Here is a 16,729-nt window from a genome sequence, read left to right as displayed (position 1 = left end):
GTGTCATAGGTGCGATAGGCACTTTCGCAGAACCAGTCCTTCATGTAGCGCTTCGTGAACAGGTACAGATAGCCTCTGCGCATCGTGCGTACGGCATAGCGCGCGTGCTTGCCCTGTAGCGGCGGAAAATCGGCGCCAAGGTGGGACGGTAGCGCAGGCGCCAAGGTATCCAGGCCCGGGCCGGCGTCGGTCACAACGGCATAGCGCAGGGGCAGGATGGCGACTTCGCTCTTGCACGCGACCACGGCGCTGGGGCCCGCGTCGCAGCGCGTCTGATCAGCGATGCGGAGAATTTCCGGCACCAGGGACGCAAGGGTCGGCATCGTCATCGGGAAGTCCTGTTGCGCGGAGTAGGGATCGAGGTGGCGACGGCTAGGGGTGTTCCTCCAGCGACGGCATGCTGCAGCGCCTGCTGCCATGCGCGGTCGGCGTGAAGGCTGGCGGCCGGCCGCGACAAGGCCGTGAATACGAAGGCGATCAAATCGTCATGGCGGCGCAGCCCGATCTGATGGGCCGACGCAAGGTGGGTCCGAATATGCGCCAAACGCACCCCGCGGCATGGGGAAGAGAACAGGTCAGCCGAGGCTCGTTCGAGCGCGTCAAGCAAGCGGTGCTCAAGCGGATCCGCCGCCAGGGCCGTCCACAGCGCCTCCGTCAACACCAGGGGCGTGGGCGGACGGCATTGGGCATTTGCACCGCCCGGAATGCGGTGCCATTGCGGATGCTTGAGATCGGCACCGGTAAACCACCATGAAATGATGGGTGCAAACAAGCCGTCTACCCAGGCAGCGTCGGCTTGCCTGTGCAAAACGGGGGTGATCAACGGGTCGTAGAAGCGCAGCAGGTAACGTTCGCCGTTTTGATCGACCGCGAAGCTGGCCTGGCTTAAATGGACGGCCAGGTCGGCCGGACTGAGGGTGCTGGTGATCCAGGCTTGGGCGATGTCGGTGTCGTAGGGGCTCGCTACGGATACCAAACCGTTTAGCGAAGAAAGACCGCCTTCGCCCGGGCCAGCCAGCATCGCGCCCAGCGGCCGTAAGACCGCGAACTCATGGTCCAGCAACAGCGGATGGAGCTTGCCAGCCATGTCGCGCTGGACCTTGTCGCGTTGCGCGTCGGATAACGCCGCCATATCGATCAACACCATCGAATAACGCGCGTGCCCGGGCGGTGCGCCGTGTATGTCTTCCGCCAGAGCCCGTTGCAGTTGGGACGGAATCATGGGCTTACCTTCATCAGCGCGGTGCGCTCTTTCGCCGCTTTGAGCCAGCAGCTTAGGCAAATGGGTTCGTCGGCGTTTGGCGTGCCGTCAATGTTGAGCGCGACGCCCGCGCCCCCGAGCCTCGCTGATTAAGCGGGCCCTTGATATTGACGGCGACACCGTCCAGCGTGATGCCGCCTTCATCAAGCGTGATCGAGCCACCGGGGCTTTGCAATACGATCCGCTCGCGGGTTTGAAGGCGGTAGACGGTGGTGGCGCGTTCAATCGCCTGCCCGGCTTCGATGCGGTGATGCCCTTGAATCCGGTGTTCGACGTGACCGCCGGTTTCAATCCAGTGATGGGCAAACGTCTTGTCGCGACGATTGTTCCCCACTTCGTCTGTTCGGTCCTTGCCAGTGATGATGCTGTGGTCCCGTACGACTTCCAGCACCTCGTCCTGGCCGATCCGGTGCCGGCGATCCCGGCCAATGTCGGCGCGTTCATCGTTGCCCACCGTTTCCTCGCGGTCATGGCCGATCACGATGGTTTCGTCGTTTTCCACTTTTTCGCTGCGGTCATGGCCGACAAACGTGTTCTCGTCGTGGTTGACGTGAATGTTCTGGTCCTTCTGCGCGTGGACGTATATCTCTTCTTGGTCCCGCTCATCTTCAAATCGCAGTTCGTTGTAGCCCTGGCCCTTGTGGGTCTGGCTCTTGATCGTCATGCGTGTCTTGTGGCGGGGCAGCTCATACGGCGGCAGCTGCAGCGCCATGTGCGTTCTGCCGGTGATGACCGGCTGGTCCGCATCGCCGTCCAGATAGTTCACGATGACTTCCTGTCCGATCCTGGGTATTGCCATGTGACCCCCCGTGGCGCCCGCCCAGTTTTGCGATACCCGGATCCAGCATGAGCTGTGCTCGTCATGCTTGCCCAGGCGGTCCCAGGGGAATTGCACTTTGACCCGTCCGTAGTTGTCGCAATAGATCTCCTCGCCTGCGGGGCCCGTCACCGTGGCGACCTGCGGCCCGTCGATCCGAGGCTTGGGCAACGGTTCGGCTCGCCATTCGGCGTGCTTTGACACGAGTTCCGCGGTGTAGCGGTATTGCGTGCCGCGTTGCGCATCGGCGCCGTCTTCTTGTTGGCTGGTGTGCTGGACGCCATGATGGCGCATGCGTATCGGACGCCAGCCTTGGTTCAAGTCGTTGCGCGGATGGCCGACCAGTTCGAACGAAAGTCCTGGCTCCAGGCGAGGGTCGTCGCCCTCGACAGTTGCGACGCGCGCGTCACGCCGCAGGCCGCGCAACCGGTTTTCTGTGTAGGGTTTGCCCGCTTCGTCGCGCTTGTAGCGACCGGGGTAGTCGTAGCGTTCGTAATGGGCGTGCTGATGTTGCAGGTCGCTGCCGTCGTGACTGTGTTCCTGGGCGTATCGCGGATGGGTGTAGGTGTAGTCGCGCTGGGTTTGCCGGGCGGTACGGACTTGTTCGGCATAAGAGAACCGGCGCAGCGCGGGTTCAGTTTGGTCACCCCCGGGTGCCGGTTGATAAAGCACGGGATTCCCGTCGATACGGCCGTGTATGTGCAGGCGGTCGCTGTGTATCAGCCGGTGACCCTTGGCGTGGTGGTGAAAGGCGTAGAAGAATCCTTCTTCTCGGGCCAGACGTTCAACAAAGTGCAGGTCCGTGTCGCCGGCCTGTACACAGTATTCACGTGTCAGGTGCTCGTGCGTGATCGTCTGCTCGTAATCAAGGATGCCGTGCTCTTTCAGGACGCTTTGCAGAATTTCGGGCACGGACAGGTGCTGGAAGATGCGCCAATCGGAACACAGGCCCGCGCGGGCCAGCTGCGGTTCGACGGTGGCGCGGTAGCGCGTGCGGCGAAAGCCGGTCGTGCCTTGTTCGAAACGGGACACGACGCCGTGGATGTACCGCAACGGGGCATCGTCGCGCCAAATGGTCAGCAGCGCGGGTTGATCCAGGATTCGGGCAAAGTCGATCGACGCATCGGCGCTGGCCAGTTCCAGCTCCAGGCGAAACGGTTCGGAAAGCGCTTCGTCAAACGTGAACTCGACAAGCTCGAAATCCAAGCCGCCAACGACGCCAAAGGTAAAGCGCAGGTCGCACAGATGAGTCACGATAGCCCCCCGGGACGCGAGATGCCGACATGGTCGGCCACATCGCCGGGACGGGGCTATAGGACGATTACGAAAAGCGCATTGCCTTTCAGACAGTGGCTATAGGGCGAATAGGAAAGTCAGCGGACTGGTTTCTGAACCTTACCCTTGGGCATCATGGATAGACTTCTTATCCGTATATCCAAAGAGGGCTTGCGATGCGAGTCGCCAAATTGGGTAACAGTCAGGCCGCGCGTCCTGGCCGAACCCGGGGCTTTTGCCGCATCGGCCCTGCCTGCGGCGCGCATCACGCCCGCAGCCGCGTTTGTTCCGACGCCAGATACGCGTCGCGCGAAGGCAGCAAATGGTCCCGGCAGACTGTCATCAAGGCCTTGCGATCGCCGTCGCGCAGTGCGTGGATCATGGCCCAGTGTTCTTGTCTGGCGCGTTCGCGAGGGCCGGCGGCGACCAGGGTGCCGAAGCGGATCGGGTGGGTGCGGCGGGCGTATTCCTCGATGGCCTGGCCCAGCACCGCGTTGTCCAGCAGGCCGAAGAATTCGCGGTGAAAGCGTTGGTTGCTGCGGAACACGCGGCGTGCGTCGCCGTCGGCCACGGCGGCGTCGTGTTCGCGTTGGACCGTGATCAACGCCGCCAGCCGCGCTTCGGCAACGGGTAGCGGCATCTGGCTGGCGGCGTGGACTTCCAGCACCTCGCGCAACGCGTACAGCTCCACGACTTCACGTGCGGAAAATGTCCGCACCACGGCGCCGACGTTGCGCTTTTTTTCGACCACGCCCAACAGTTCCAGCTCGGTAAGCACCTGGCGCACCGCATGGCGCTTCATGGAAAAGCGCGCCATCAGCTCGTCTTCGGTCAGGCGTTCGCGCGGGTGCAGCCGGCCGAAGACGATGTCTTCTTCCAGGGCTGCCACCGCGGATTGCGTGGCGTCGGGGGCCTCTGCTTGCAGGGCGTCGGGCGTGATGGCGTTCATGTCGGAAGGTTGCCGGGTCGGTTTGCTTTACGGCGATCTACGCCAGGGGTTTCAAGCCAGGTAATTGACGCCGGGCCCACTTATTTCTTCGGCACGGTGTCATGCGTAACGCCGGCGCGCAGGAAGTCGAAATCCACGCCCTGGTCGGCCTGCGTTACGGTTTGCAGGAACAGCTTGCGGTAGCCGCGGTCGGCGGTGGGCCGGGTGATGGGCTTTTCCGCCGCGCGGCGCGCCAGTTCGGCATCGTCCACCAGCAGCGCGATTTCGCGGTTGGCCACCGACAGGCGGATGCGGTCGCCATTTTGCACGTAAGCCAGCGGGCCGCCGATCGCGGACTCGGGCGTGACGTGCAACACGATGGTGCCGGCCGCCGTGCCGCTCATGCGGCCGTCCGAAATGCGCACCATGTCTTTGACGCCGGCGCGCGCCAGCTTTTTGGGGATCGGCATGTAGCCGGCTTCCGGCATGCCCGGCGCGCCGGTGGGCCCAATGCGCTTGAGCACCAGGATGTCGTCAGCGGTCACGTCCAGCGCGTCGTCGTCGATGCGGCGCGCCATGTCCTCGGCGTCTTCGAACACCACGGCGCGGCCTTCGTGTTCCATCAGCTTGGGGTTGGCGGCCGACTGCTTGATGATGGCGCCGCCCGGGGCCAGGTTGCCGCGCAGCACGGCCAGGCCGCCCACCGGGTAGATGGGGGCAGCCGCCGTGCGGATCACGTCCTGCTTGAAGGGCGCCGGCGCGTCATCCAGTTCCTGGCCCAGCGTGCGGCCGGATACCGTCATCACGTCCAGGTGCAGGAATGGACGCAACTCGCGCAGCAGCGCCAGCATGCCGCCGGCGTCGTGGAAGTCTTCCATATAGTGCTGGCCCGACGGCTTCAGGTCGACCAGCACGGGGGTTTCGCGGCTGATGCGGTCCAGCCCGGCCAGGTCGATGTCGATACCCAGGCGGCCGGCGATGGCGGTCAGGTGCACGATGCCGTTGGTGGACCCGCCGATCGACAGCAGCACGCGCAAGGCGTTTTCGATGGACTTGCCGTTGATGATCTGGTCGGGCGTCAGGCGCGATGCGGCCATGGCCACGGCGGTGGCGCCGGTGCGTTCCGCCACGCGTACGCGGTCGGCGGTCACGGCGGGGGCCGACGCGCCGCCCGCCACCATCATGCCCAGCGCTTCGGTGATGCAGGCCATGGTGCTGGCCGTGCCCATTACGGAACAGGTGCCCACACTGGCCACCAGCTGGTTGTTGACGTCGGCGATTTCCGGCGCGTCGATCTCATCGGCGCGGTAGCGGCCCCAGTAGCGGCGGCAGTCGGTGCAGGCGCCGACCCGTTCGCCACGGTGCGAGCCAGTCAGCATCGACCCCGTGACCAATTGAATGGCGGGCACGCCGGCCGAGGCCGCGCCCATCAGCTGCGCGGGCACGGTCTTGTCGCAGCCGCCGATCAGCACCACGGCGTCCATGGGCTGCGCGCGGATCATTTCCTCGGTGTCCATCGACATCAGGTTGCGCAGGTACATGCTGGTGGGCTGCGAGAAGCTTTCGTGCACCGAGATGGTCGGGAAGTCCATCGGCAGGCCGCCCGCCAGCATGACGCCGCGCTTGACCGCTTCGATCAGTTGCGGGGCGTTGCCGTGGCACGGGTTGTAGCTGCTGCCGGTGTTGACGATGCCGATGATGGGACGAGCCAGTGCGTCATCCGACAGGCCGGCGCCCTTGATGAAGGCCTTGCGCAAGAACAGCGAGAAACCCTTGTCGCCGTAGTTGGTGAGCCCGCGCGCCACGCCCTGCGCGGTGGCGCTGTCGCTGTCAAAAGGGCCCATCACGGGCTTGGCGCCCTTGGTCTCGTCCGTCATTTTCAGTCCCGATAATATTATTGATAATCCAGGTCCAAGATCATAGCCAGCCTTTGAAAGGGGCTGCAAGCGGTTTTCGCGCCGACGAATATTGATCGTTATTAGCGATCAGTCGATAGAAAAATTCTGATTCTTCAATCAAGTTTCGGCTCCTACACTGGCGCGGTTGACGAGCCGGGCGTCCGTCCATTCCTATACTCATCCCGGCTGGAGAGACCTATATGTCAGACCTGCGTCTGCGGCCGCGCCGTGCCGTCCTGTTTTCCCTGCTGGCTCTGTGCGCCGGCGTGTCCGCCCCGGCTCTGTCCGCCGATGCCTATCCCGACAAGCCCATCCGCCTGATCGTGCCGTACCCGCCCGGAGGCGCCACCGACGTGATCGGCCGCGTGCTGGCTCAGGAACTGACGGGCGCGCTGGGCCAATCGGTCATCGTGGAAAACCGCGCGGGCGCGGCGGGCAACATCGGCGCGGACCAGGTTGCCAAGGCGCAACCCGACGGCTACACGCTGCTGATGGGCGCGCTGACCAGCCACTCCATCAATGCCGCGCTGTATCGCGGCCGCGTCACGTATGACGTGGAAAAGAGCTTTGCGCCGGTGTCCATCGTGGGCACCGTGCCGCTGGTGTTCGTGGTGAACCCGTCGGTGCAGGCCAAGACGCTGTCCGAATTCATCGCGCTGGCCAAGTCCAAGCCCGGCTACATCACCATGGCCTCGGCCGGTAACGGATCGCCGCAGCATCTGGCCGGCGAAATGTTCAAGCGCACGGCGGGCGTCGACATCCTGCACGTGCCGTACAAGGGCAGCGGCCCCGCCATGACCGACCTGATGGGCGGGCAGGTGCTGAGCATGATCGAAACCGTGCCCGCCGCGCAGGCCAACATCAAGGCGGGCAAGCTGCGCGCGTTGGCGGTGACCTCGCCCAAGCGCGTGGACGCGCTGCCCGACGTGCCGACCGCCGCTGAAGCCGGCTTGAAGGACTTCGAAGTCAGTTCCATGTTCGGCATCGTCGCGCCCGCCAATACGCCGGCGCCGGTCATCGACCGTCTGAATGGCGAACTGAAGAAGATCCTGGCCAAGCCGCAGGTGCAGGCCTCGTTGCTGAACCAGGGCGCCATCGCCACCTGGACCACGCCGGCCGATGCCGGGGCCCGGATCTCGGCCGAACTGGCCCGCTGGACCAAGGTCATCGACGAGGCAGGTGTGAAGGGGGACTGATCCCGCTTCATAGACCGGGACATTGACCTGGTGTCGCCTTACTGTTTTTGATCGCACGCCGAAGATTCTCGCGAATCTTCGGCGAAATTTTTTGTGCAACGCCACCCGGCCTCGCGCAACAACACGTTCGTGGAAGGGGGAAAGCACGCATTAATTCCGGGCGGGAAGTCCTTCGTGCGCCGTGCCGCCGGAAAAGCCGATGCAATAATTCGCAATACAGGATTTGTGCGCTGCACCCGGGTATTGACCCTGTTCGGACTAGGCCGTAATGTTCTTTGCGGTCCAGCCTAGGACAGTGGGGGGATACCACGATGACAGAGAATCAAGACGAAAAGTCGATCCTGTACACGCACTTCGGTACGCACAGCCCTTATTGGCGCGTGTCGGCCGATAGCGACGCCATGGAATTGGCCGCCATCAAGGGGGCGACGAATGTCGCGATGGCGCTCAGGCCGGATCAGGCCGACATGATTCGGTCGCTGACGGGGATTACCTCCAGCGTGCGCATCGACATTTCGCTATACGGTGATCTGCTGCGCCTGCACCTGGTAGGGCGCAAGATCAATCCGAATGAATGGGCCGGTACCGCGTCCGCCCATTCCGATACCGAGTCGGTAGCCAAGGACCTGGTTGAAGGCTTGTCGTTTGCCGAAACCGTGGTGTCCGAGGCCAATTCGGTGATCGTCATCGTGGACCAGAACGGCCGCGTGCAGCGCTTTAACAAGCTTAGCGAGGAATACACGGGCAAGCGCGAACAGGACATCGTCGGACGCAGCGTGTTCGAAATGTTCATGACGCGCGAAGAGGCCATTGCCTCGCGTCGCAATATCGCCGAGTTCTACAAGCGCGGGCAGTCTTACGAAGTGGAACGCCTGATCAACACGGTCAAGGGTCCGCGCCTGTTCCTGTTCCGCAATAAATTCGTCACCAGCGGCAGCGGTGAAAAACGCGTCTACCTGATCTGCTCTGGCACCGACATCACCGAAGAACGCGCGGCGCAGGAACGCCTGCGCGTGCTGGCCAACACCGACATGCTGACCAACCTGCCCAACCGCCACGCGATCACCGCGCGCCTGAAGGCGGCGTTGGCGGCGGGGCAAGAGGGGCGTGGCGGCGTGCTGTTCCTGGACCTGGATAACTTCAAGCGTATCAACGACCACTACGGCCATGGCTTTGGCGACCGCCTGCTCAAGGCGGTATCGGTGGCGATTTCCACCTGCCTGTCACCCGGCCAGACGCTGGCCCGGCTGGGGGGCGACGAGTTCATCGTGTTGCAGGAACAGGCGCAGGCCTGGGAACTGGAATCCACCGCCGAGCGCATCATCGAACGCTTGCGCGAGCCCTTCCGGCAAGGCCTGATCGAGGTCTACACCAGCTGCTCGATCGGTATCGCGATGTACCCGGACCACGGCGCCGATCTGGACAGCGTGGTGCGCAGCGCCGACATCGCCATGTACGTGGCCAAGGAAGCGGGGCGCCACACCTACCGTGTGTTCCAACCCGACATGGACCGGCGCAACGCCGACTACGTGTGGCTGGACACCAACCTGCGCAAGGCCTTGGCCGAAAATCATCTGATGCTGTACTACCAGCCCAAGCTGGTCGGCCGCACCGGCGAAGTGCACAGCGTTGAAGCCTTGCTGCGCTGGCGCTCGCCCGAGCGCGGCATGGTCTGCCCGGGCACCTTCATCCCTTACGCCGAGGAATCCGGCCTGATCTCGCCGTTGGGCGTGTGGGTGATGCGCGAAGCGGCGCGTCAGGCCGCGGCGTGGAAACGCGACGGCTTGAACATCCGCATCGCCATCAACATGTCGGCCCGCCAGCTGGATGACAAGGGCGTGGTCAGCGACTTCATGCGCGCGATCGGCGACGCGGGGCTGGACCCGTGCATGCTGGATATCGAGCTTACCGAAAGCTGCCTGATTGAAGACGAGGGCGCCGCCATCGACCTGATCAAGCAGTTCCGGCAACTGGGCGCGCGCGTGCACCTGGACGACTTCGGCACGGGCTATTCGTCGCTGTCGCAGCTGGCGCGCATACCGCTTGATGCCATCAAGCTGGACGCCAGCTTTGTGCGCGGCGTGAACGAAAACCCGGTGTCGCAGGCCTTGGCCCGCGCCATCGTGGCGGTGGCGCGCACGCTGGAACTGAAGGTGATCGCCGAAGGCGTGGAAACCGCCGAAGAGGCCGGTTTCCTGGACACGCTGGGCGTGGACGCCAAGCAGGGTTATCTGTACGCCAAGCCCATGCCCGCGTCCGAATTCGTCACCTGGCTGGCCCAACGGCGCCGGCTGCATCTGATCGCCTGATGCGGCCCGCGCCGGGAGCAGGCTTGCCGGGTCCGTGGGCAGCCGCGCTCAGTGCATGGTGGCTTCCTGCGCGGCGTCGCTGCTGACGGCGCTGCGACGGTTCTGCGCCAGCACCAGGCGTTCCATGTAGGCACGGTCCTTCGGGTCGATCGAGAATGCGGCTTCGACCCAGTCTTCGGTAATGTCCATCAATTCGGAACGCGACAGGTTCAGCACGCGCTGGCGGGCGCGCAACATGGCGCGCATGCCGTTCAGCTTGGGTCGCATCACATCGATGAACGTGCGGGTGGCGCGATACGCCTCGCCCGGCTCGAACAGCGTGTCCACCAGCCCCTTGCCGTGGAACCATTCAGCCGTGTGCGATTCGCCCGAACTGATCAGCTCTTCGGCCAGCTTCATGCCGGACCGGCGCGCCACCAGCGAATAGCCACCCATGCCCGGAAACAGGTTGAACGCCATTTCTGGAAAGCCCATGCGCGCATTGTTCTGCGCCAGCACAAAGTGGTGCGCCAGCGCGGCTTCAAAGCCACCGCCAAGCGCCGTGCCTTCGATCATGGCCAGCGAGATCGCGCCGGTGTCGAAACCGCGCGAGGCGGCGTGTACGCAGTCCACGCAGGCTCGGGCGTAGGCACGCAGCGCTTCGCGCTTGCCGGTGCGGATGGCCTCGGCAAAGAAGTTCAGGTCGCCGCCCACGTTGTAGATCTGCGGCACCAGCGAGCCCGTGACCCAGAAGTCGATCGGCAGCCCGGAGTCCTTGGCGGCGCGCGCCAGGGTCATGATTTCGTCGATAAGTTCGTGGTTGAAGCACGGCCGCGGTTGCGCACGCAGCATCATCCACATGACTCGGCGTCCCTCCTCATAAAAGGCGGATATCTGCTTCATGTTTCCCGCGGCGGTGAAGGGATGGCAGTCTGTATGAATGAGTTGATTCATTTGCTTTCGTCCAATCGATCAAGGTGAGTCGGAGTACTGCCGGGTCAGCCTAAACCAGACCTTCCGGGTGCCGTCTCATGCAAATCTCGTCCGGCTGGCCAGACTTGGCCGTAGGTCGAACTCCCGAGTGAAGAAAGCAAAATCCACAACAACGCATGGTTGGTCTCGCCCTCACGGGCGAGGGCCCGCATCGCCGCAACGGATGAGCAAGCTCGCAAATTCGCGACGTTCCGGGCGGTGCGGGGCGGGGGCGTGTCGGCGTCGTGCGTCATGCAGACGGATGAGCTGGTTGCCTTTGGGCAACGGAAAATAATTCTTATTGGTAAATGAAATCGATGCTCGACAGCATCGGCTTTCGTCAACCTGAATCGAACAAGGGCTTTGCGATGTATCCGCCGTTTATCCCCGCCGCCTGTCCTGGGCACTTGCCTTAGCCCTGTCATCCGCCTTGCCGCAGGCCCTAGCCCAGACGGCGCAAGGTCGAAAATGTGCAGAAACCGCGTCAGCAACGTGGCGCGGCGCAACGGCAGCGTGTTCCTGACCTACAAGCCGGCCGACGGTCGCGACCGCGCAGTGTCGGTTCTGAAAGGCACGGTTCTGAAAAGGCACGGTTGGCGCGGGGCAGGGCGGCCATATATCGGCGCGCGCATCATGACGATGCACGCGCCTGACCACCGCCCGCGCAGGCGCATCGCTATGCCAGCCCGCCGTTGGCGCGCAGGACCTGCCCGTTGATCCAGCCGCTATCCGGGCCGGCCAGGAACGACACGATGCCTGAAATGTCGTCCGGCTGGCCCAGCCGTTCCAGCGGCGGCATCTTGGCAAAGTGCTCGATCAATTCGGGGCTTTTGCCTTTCAGGAACAGCTCGGTGGCAACGGGGCCGGGGGCCACGGCGTTGACCGTGATGCGGCGGCCGCGCAGTTCCTTGGAGAACACGCGCGTCAGGCTTTCGACTGCCGCCTTGCTGGCGATGTAGATGGCGTAACCCGGCAGGTTGGTTGCCACGGTGGTGCTGGACACGTTGATGACGCTGCCGCCGTCCGCCAACCGCGTGGCGGCTTCGCGCAGCGTGTTGAAGGTGCCGCGCGTGTTGATGTCGAACGTCTGGTCGTAGGCCTCGTCGGTGGTTTCCGCCAGCGGCTGCACCGTCAACACCCCGGCGCAATTGACCAGCGCGTGTACCGTGCCCAGCTCGGCTTCCACTTTGTCGTACATCGCGCGCACCTGGTCGGCGCGCGCCACGTCCGCCTGCACCGCCAACGCGCGCCCGCCGGCCTGGCGAATCTCGCTGACCAGGGTGTCGGCGTGCGCCGCGCTGGAGGCATAGTTGATGGCCACGGCGTACCCGTCGGCGGCCAGGCGGCGCACGATGGCGGCGCCAATGCCGCGCGACCCGCCAGTAACCAGGGCGACGCGTTGCGATGCTTGTTCGGGGGCTTGCTTGTTCATTGGGAATCTCCGGTTCAAAAAGGGCGTAGGGCGCAGGCCGCAGGGCGTACGGCTTGAGACGAATCATGAACTATTCCAAACCGAAAATAATTACCCGATAATCGCTAACATCATTTCATTTGCATTAACAATCTCCGCCTAGGCATGGACCGATTCCAGGAAATGCAGGTGTTCGTGCGCATCGCCGAGCGGCGCAGCTTTTCACAGGCGGCCGAAGACCTGCGCATCCCGCGCGCCACCGTCACCAACCTGATCAAGCGCATGGAACAGCGGCTGGGCGCGCGGCTGCTGGAACGCACCACGCGGCAGGTCCGGCTGACGCACGACGGCGAGGCTTACTACCAGCGTTGCGTGCGCCTTTTGGCCGACCTGGAAGAGGCCGACGGCGCGTTCCTGAACACCGCGCCCAAGGGCTTGCTGCGGGTCAATGCGCAGGGCACGCTGGCCAAGTATTTCGTGATGCCGGGGCTACCCGGCTTTCTGGAACGCTATCCCGATATCGTGCTTCACCTGGGCGAAGACGACCGTCTGGTGGACTTGGTGCGCGAAGGCGTGGACTGCGTGCTGCGCGCGGGCGCCTTGCAGGATTCTTCGCTGGCGGGCCGCCAGATTGCGCTGATGCCGCAGGTAACCGTGGCCAGCCCGGCCTACCTGGCGCGCTTTGGCACACCCGCCGGCCTGGACGATCTGGCGCACCACCGCGCGGTGGATTACGTGTCCAGCGCCAGCGGGCGGGCCATTGCGCTGGATTTCATGGTGGACGGGCGCAACGTCACGGCGCGCCCGGCGTCGGTGGTCAGTGTGACGGGTGCCGAGCTCTACACCAGCGCGGCGCTGGCCGGGCTGGGCTTGGTGCAGGTGCCGCGCTATCGCGTCGAGCGCGAACTGGCGGCCGGCCATCTGCGCATCGTGCTGCCGCATCTGCCGCCCGCGCCCATGCCGGTGTCGGTGCTGTATCCGCAGAACCGGCAGGTGTCCGCGCGGGTGCGCGTCTTCACGCAGTGGCTGGTCCAGGTGTTCGCCACCGCGTTCGATCAGACGATGCCGGTCAGGTAGTACACCGCAATCACTACGAACACCGACATCGTAGATATCAGCGTGATGGCGAAGATGTCGCCGTACGACTGGCGGTGCGTCAGGCCGGTAACCGCCAGCAACGTGATGACGGCGCCGTTGTGCGGCAAGGTGTCCATGCCGCCGCTGGCCATTGCGGCAACGCGATGCAGCACGTCCATGGGGATGCCGGCGGCCACCGCGCCATCGATAAACGTCTGCGCCATGGCGGCCAGCGCGATGCTCATGCCCCCCGAGGCGGACCCGGTGATGCCCGCCAGCGACGTCACCGCCACGGCTTCGCCCACCAGCGGATCGGGGATGGCCTTGAGCGCATCGGCCACCAGCAAGAAACCCGGCAGCGCCGCGATGACGCCACCAAAGCCGTATTCGGCGGCCGTGTTCATGGACGCCAGCAGCGCGCCGGACACGGCGCTTTTGCTGCCTTCGGCAAAATGCGCCTTGATGGTCGAAAACGAGAACAGCAGGATGGTGGCAATGCCGGCTATCAGCGCACCCATGACGGCCCATAGCGCCACCTGGTCATCGGCGTTGACGGGCATGGGCTTGGCCAGGCCGGGCAGGTCCACTTCGGAACCGGCGGGATACCAGCCCGGAATCCAGCGCGTCAGGAGGAAGTTCATTACCCCCACGACCACCAGCGGCAGCAACGCGATCAGCGGGTGGTGGTTGCGTTCCGTGGCCGGGGTGGCGGGTTCGTTGCGCAGTTCGGTGCCATAGGTTTCCCCGGCCGCCGCCGCGCGCTTGCGGCGCCATTCCAGATACGTCACGCCCACCGTCAGCGTGAAGGCAGCGCCGATCAGCCCCAGCCATGGCGCGGCCCACGTCGTGGTTTCAAAGAAGGTGGTGGGAATGATGTTCTGGATCTGCGGCGTGCCCGGCAGCGCGGTCATCGTAAAGGTGAACGCGCCCAGCGCGATGGCGCCCGGCATCAGGCGCTTGGGGATGCCGCCCTGGCGGAACATCTCGGCCGCGAACGGGTAAACGGCAAACACCACCACAAACAGCGATACGCCGCCGTAGGTCAGCACCGCGCAGACCAGCACGATGGCAATGATGGCGCGTTCGGCCCCGATCATGCGCAGCACGGCCTGCACGATGGCGCGCGAAAAGCCCGAGAGCTCGATCAGCTTGCCGAACACCGCGCCCAGCAGGAACACGGGGAAATACAGCTTGGCAAACCCCGCCATGCGCTCCATGAAGATGCCCGAAAACACCGGGGCCAGCGCGGAAGGGTCCGTCAACAGCACCGCGCCCATGGCCGCGATGGGCGCGCACAAAATGACGCTATAGCCTCGATACGCCGCCAGCATCAGAAACGCCAGCGCCGCCACCACGATAAACAATCCGGTCATTCAGGACTCCAGGAATGAAGAGATAAGGGGTGAAGGGCATACACCTTACCCGATCATCCCGGCCGGCATGTGACGCGGGCGCGGTTCAGGCGCGCAGCAGCGCGTGGGCCTGGTGGGCGATGTTCAGGTCGACCGCCGCGTCGTCACCGTCGGCCAGATACCACGCGGCAGACAAGCCGCACCACGCCACCACCCATTGCAGCAAGCGGCGCCGGTCCAGCCAGCATCGGCATGGACACCCCGGGGTCACAACATAGACATCAATGCCGCCGCGTTGCGTGCCAGCCGCGCCACGCCGAAGCTGGTGGCCAGGCGGTGGCCTTCCAGGTCCGACAGCGGGACCCAGCGCGCGTCGCGTGCGTCGTCGCCCGCGACGGGTTCGCCGGACTGCCAGCGGCACAGCATGGCGATCAAAATGAAATGGCGGCGCAGCACGCCGGCGTCGTCGCGATCGAAGACGTCGACGGCGTCGAACACGTGCAGCGGCTCGGCCACCACGCCGGTTTCTTCCAGCAGTTCGCGGGCGGTGGCGATTTCCAATGGCTCGCCGGCGTGGATCTTGCCGCCGGGGAAAGCCCAGCAATTTTCGTCGGGCGGGTTGGCGCGGCGCACCAGCAGCACGTGGCCATCTCGGATGACGGCGGCGATGGTGGCGGCGATCGGGCCGCGCGCCGGCTCGGGCGCAGCGGCGGCGGGATCGGATGGCGTGGTCGCCGTGGATGACTCCGAGGCCGCGCTTGCACGCTTGGCAGCGGATGAAGGCGGGGCGGCGTTGGAAGGGAAGTCGGGGGGCGGCGCGGCGGTGGGCATGCGGAAATCTCCAAGCGGTGGCGCTCATCCTAGCGTATTCGGATGCGGCACCGCCTGGAGCGGGTTTGCTACTTCGTTTGCTACTTTGTTTGCTACTTCTTCACCAGCGGGCAGGTCGACTTCGACAAGGGCATGAACGCCTGATCCCCCGGCAGCGTTGCGACCAGCTTGTAGTAGTCCCACGGCCGCTTGGATTCCGACGGCTGCTTGACCTCGAACAGGTACATGTCGTGCACCATTCGCCCGTCCTCGCGGATGCGGCCATTGGTGGCGAAGAAGTCGTTGATGGGCATGGACTTCATCTGCTTCATCACGGCTTCCGGCGCGTCGGTGCCAGCCGCCTGCACTGCCTTCAGGTAGTGCATCACCGACGAATACGTGCCCGCCTGGCTCATGTTGGGCATCTTCTTGAGCTTGTCGTAATAGCGCTGCGACCAGGCGCGCGTCTGGTCGTTCATGTCCCAGTAGAACGCCTCGGTCAAGGTCAGGCCGGCGGCAGCGTCCAGGCCGATGGCGTGGATGTCGTTGATGTACAGCAGCAGGCCGGCCATTTTCTGGCCGCCCCTGGTCAGGCCGAATTCGCTGGCCGCCTTGATGGCGTTGACCGTGTCGCCGCCCGCGTTCGCCAGCCCGATCACCTGTGCCTTGCTGGCCTGCGCTTGCAGCAGATACGACGCAAAATCGCTGGAGCCCAAGGGGTGGCGTGACGCGCCCAGGACCGTGCCGCCGTTGGCCTTGACCACCTCGGTGGCGGACGCTTGCAGCGTGTGGCCGAAGGCGTAGTCGGCCGTCAGGAAGTACCAGCTCTTGCCGCCTTTCTCGACAGTGGCGCGCGCCGTGGTGTTGGCCAGGGACCAGGTGTCGTAGGTGTAGTGCACCGAATAGGGCGAGCACAAATCGTTGGTGATGCGTTCGGTGCCAGGGCCGCTGAACACCACGATCTTCTTCTTTTCCCGGGCCACTTCCAGCACCGCCAACGCGGGCGCGGACCCCGCCACGTCCATGATGGCGTCCATTTTCTGCGTGTCGTACCACTCGCGCGCCTTGGCGGCGGCGATGTCGGCCTTGTTCTGGTGGTCCACCACCATCAGGTCGATCTTTTTGCCCAGCACCGTGCCACCGAAGTCGTCGATGGCCATCTGGGCGGCGGTGGCGCTGCCCTTGCCGGTCACGTCGGCGTAGACGCCGCTCATGTCCAGGATCAGGCCCAGCCTGACGATATCGTCAGAGATGGCGGCCGGCTGCTGCGCCCAGGCAGGGGTGGCGGCGGCCGCTGCCAGGGCGGAAGCGGCAAATAAACGGGTAATCGTGCTGCGGCATTGCATGGAAATCCGGGGCATCTTGGCGTAAGCCATGGTTTGTCTCCTCTTGTGCCGGATCATGTGAAAACCTGCTGGCGCCTTGATGGCGCTCTGGCTTTTTG

General features: G+C 64.5%; 13 protein-coding genes. 3 read left to right on the top strand and 10 right to left on the bottom strand.

The features are described from left to right. From AC0Z35_RS25115 to AC0Z35_RS25095, 5 genes are all read right to left on the bottom strand, one after another. Window positions 1-329: toxin VasX (locus AC0Z35_RS25115; protein ID WP_485132725.1), on the bottom strand; the 329-nt coding region annotated here is incomplete at its 3' end. Continuing rightward, window positions 326-1,222, bottom strand: a complete 897-nt coding sequence (locus AC0Z35_RS25110) for a DUF4123 domain-containing protein (RefSeq protein ID WP_485132726.1) — start codon at window positions 1,220-1,222, stop codon at window positions 326-328. The genes AC0Z35_RS25110 and AC0Z35_RS25115, both read right to left, overlap by 4 nt. Window positions 1,223-1,274: 52 nt before the next feature. Continuing rightward, complete coding sequence (locus tag AC0Z35_RS25105; protein WP_485132727.1) at window positions 1,275-3,332, bottom strand: type VI secretion system Vgr family protein; 2,058 nt, start codon at window positions 3,330-3,332, stop codon at window positions 1,275-1,277. A 286-nt stretch (window positions 3,333-3,618) separates the two neighbouring features. After that, a complete protein-coding gene (locus AC0Z35_RS25100; protein WP_485132728.1) occupies window positions 3,619-4,302 on the bottom strand; it encodes a GntR family transcriptional regulator in 684 nt (227 codons plus the stop codon). Window positions 4,303-4,382: 80 nt separating this feature from the next. Next, window positions 4,383-6,158: an IlvD/Edd family dehydratase gene (locus AC0Z35_RS25095; RefSeq protein ID WP_162941188.1), complete on the bottom strand. Its 1,776-nt coding sequence runs from the start codon at window positions 6,156-6,158 to the stop codon at window positions 4,383-4,385. A gap of 221 nt (window positions 6,159-6,379) precedes the next feature. Here AC0Z35_RS25095 and AC0Z35_RS25090 point away from each other — a divergent pair, with 221 nt between their 5' ends. Together AC0Z35_RS25090 and pdeR are read left to right on the top strand one after the other, a co-directional pair. Continuing rightward, window positions 6,380-7,375 carry a Bug family tripartite tricarboxylate transporter substrate binding protein gene (locus AC0Z35_RS25090; RefSeq protein WP_104144889.1) on the top strand — a complete coding sequence of 332 codons (996 nt, stop codon included), beginning with the start codon at window positions 6,380-6,382 and terminating at the stop codon, window positions 7,373-7,375. A gap of 311 nt (window positions 7,376-7,686) precedes the next feature. Beyond that, complete coding sequence (gene pdeR / locus AC0Z35_RS25085) at window positions 7,687-9,684, top strand: cyclic di-GMP phosphodiesterase (RefSeq protein ID WP_046807875.1); 1,998 nt, start codon at window positions 7,687-7,689, stop codon at window positions 9,682-9,684. Window positions 9,685-9,732: 48 nt separating this feature from the next. Here pdeR and AC0Z35_RS25080 read toward each other — a convergent pair whose 3' ends face one another. Continuing rightward, on the bottom strand, window positions 9,733-10,617 hold the full coding sequence (locus tag AC0Z35_RS25080; RefSeq protein ID WP_104144890.1) for a crotonase/enoyl-CoA hydratase family protein: 885 nt from the start codon (window positions 10,615-10,617) through the stop codon (window positions 9,733-9,735). A 694-nt stretch (window positions 10,618-11,311) separates the two neighbouring features. Continuing rightward, entirely contained in the window at window positions 11,312-12,067 is a 756-nt protein-coding gene (locus tag AC0Z35_RS25075) for an SDR family oxidoreductase (RefSeq protein ID WP_485132729.1), read from the bottom strand. A 144-nt stretch (window positions 12,068-12,211) separates the two neighbouring features. On the opposite strand from AC0Z35_RS25075, the gene AC0Z35_RS25070 reads away from it, so the two are divergent. Continuing rightward, window positions 12,212-13,123: a LysR family transcriptional regulator gene (locus AC0Z35_RS25070; RefSeq protein ID WP_219990478.1), complete on the top strand. Its 912-nt coding sequence runs from the start codon at window positions 12,212-12,214 to the stop codon at window positions 13,121-13,123. Here the strand turns inward: AC0Z35_RS25070 and AC0Z35_RS25065 are convergent. The 3 genes from AC0Z35_RS25065 to AC0Z35_RS25055 all read right to left on the bottom strand — a co-directional run bounded on the left by AC0Z35_RS25065 (window position 13,102) and on the right by AC0Z35_RS25055 (window position 16,661). Beyond that, on the bottom strand, window positions 13,102-14,496 hold the full coding sequence (locus tag AC0Z35_RS25065) for a GntP family permease (protein ID WP_104144893.1): 1,395 nt from the start codon (window positions 14,494-14,496) through the stop codon (window positions 13,102-13,104). The genes AC0Z35_RS25070 and AC0Z35_RS25065 overlap by 22 nt on opposite strands. A 246-nt stretch (window positions 14,497-14,742) precedes the next feature. Further along, the gene (locus AC0Z35_RS25060) at window positions 14,743-15,156 is read right to left on the bottom strand and encodes an NUDIX hydrolase (RefSeq protein WP_046807877.1); all 414 of its coding nucleotides are present in this window, start codon (window positions 15,154-15,156) and stop codon (window positions 14,743-14,745) included. Between the two features lie 242 nt (window positions 15,157-15,398). Further along, entirely contained in the window at window positions 15,399-16,661 is a 1,263-nt protein-coding gene (locus AC0Z35_RS25055; protein ID WP_485132730.1) for an ABC transporter substrate-binding protein, read from the bottom strand. Between the last annotated feature and the right edge of the window lie 68 nt (window positions 16,662-16,729).

The sequence above is a fragment of the Achromobacter sp. 1L-A-4-B-C2 genome, assembly GCF_057291955.1.
Note: the sequence above shows the minus strand (reverse complement) of the source record. Positions and strands in the feature narration are given on the sequence as shown.

Bases quoted from the DNA above. Each gene is read 5' to 3' on its own strand.
- AC0Z35_RS25095 (WP_162941188.1), bottom strand. From the start codon at position 6,158: ATGACGGACGAGACCAAGGGCGCCAAGCCCGTGATGGGCCCTTTTGAC.
- AC0Z35_RS25075 (WP_485132729.1), bottom strand. From the start codon at position 12,067: ATGAACAAGCAAGCCCCCGAACAAGCATCGCAACGCGTCGCCCTGGTT.
- AC0Z35_RS25110 (WP_485132726.1), bottom strand. From the start codon at position 1,222: ATGATTCCGTCCCAACTGCAACGGGCTCTGGCGGAAGACATACACGGC.
- pdeR (WP_046807875.1), top strand. From the start codon at position 7,687: ATGACAGAGAATCAAGACGAAAAGTCGATCCTGTACACGCACTTCGGT.
- AC0Z35_RS25100 (WP_485132728.1), bottom strand. From the start codon at position 4,302: ATGAACGCCATCACGCCCGACGCCCTGCAAGCAGAGGCCCCCGACGCC.
- AC0Z35_RS25070 (WP_219990478.1), top strand. From the start codon at position 12,212: ATGGACCGATTCCAGGAAATGCAGGTGTTCGTGCGCATCGCCGAGCGG.
- AC0Z35_RS25055 (WP_485132730.1), bottom strand. From the start codon at position 16,661: ATGGCTTACGCCAAGATGCCCCGGATTTCCATGCAATGCCGCAGCACG.
- AC0Z35_RS25080 (WP_104144890.1), bottom strand. From the start codon at position 10,617: ATGAATCAACTCATTCATACAGACTGCCATCCCTTCACCGCCGCGGGA.
- AC0Z35_RS25090 (WP_104144889.1), top strand. From the start codon at position 6,380: ATGTCAGACCTGCGTCTGCGGCCGCGCCGTGCCGTCCTGTTTTCCCTG.
- AC0Z35_RS25065 (WP_104144893.1), bottom strand. From the start codon at position 14,496: ATGACCGGATTGTTTATCGTGGTGGCGGCGCTGGCGTTTCTGATGCTG.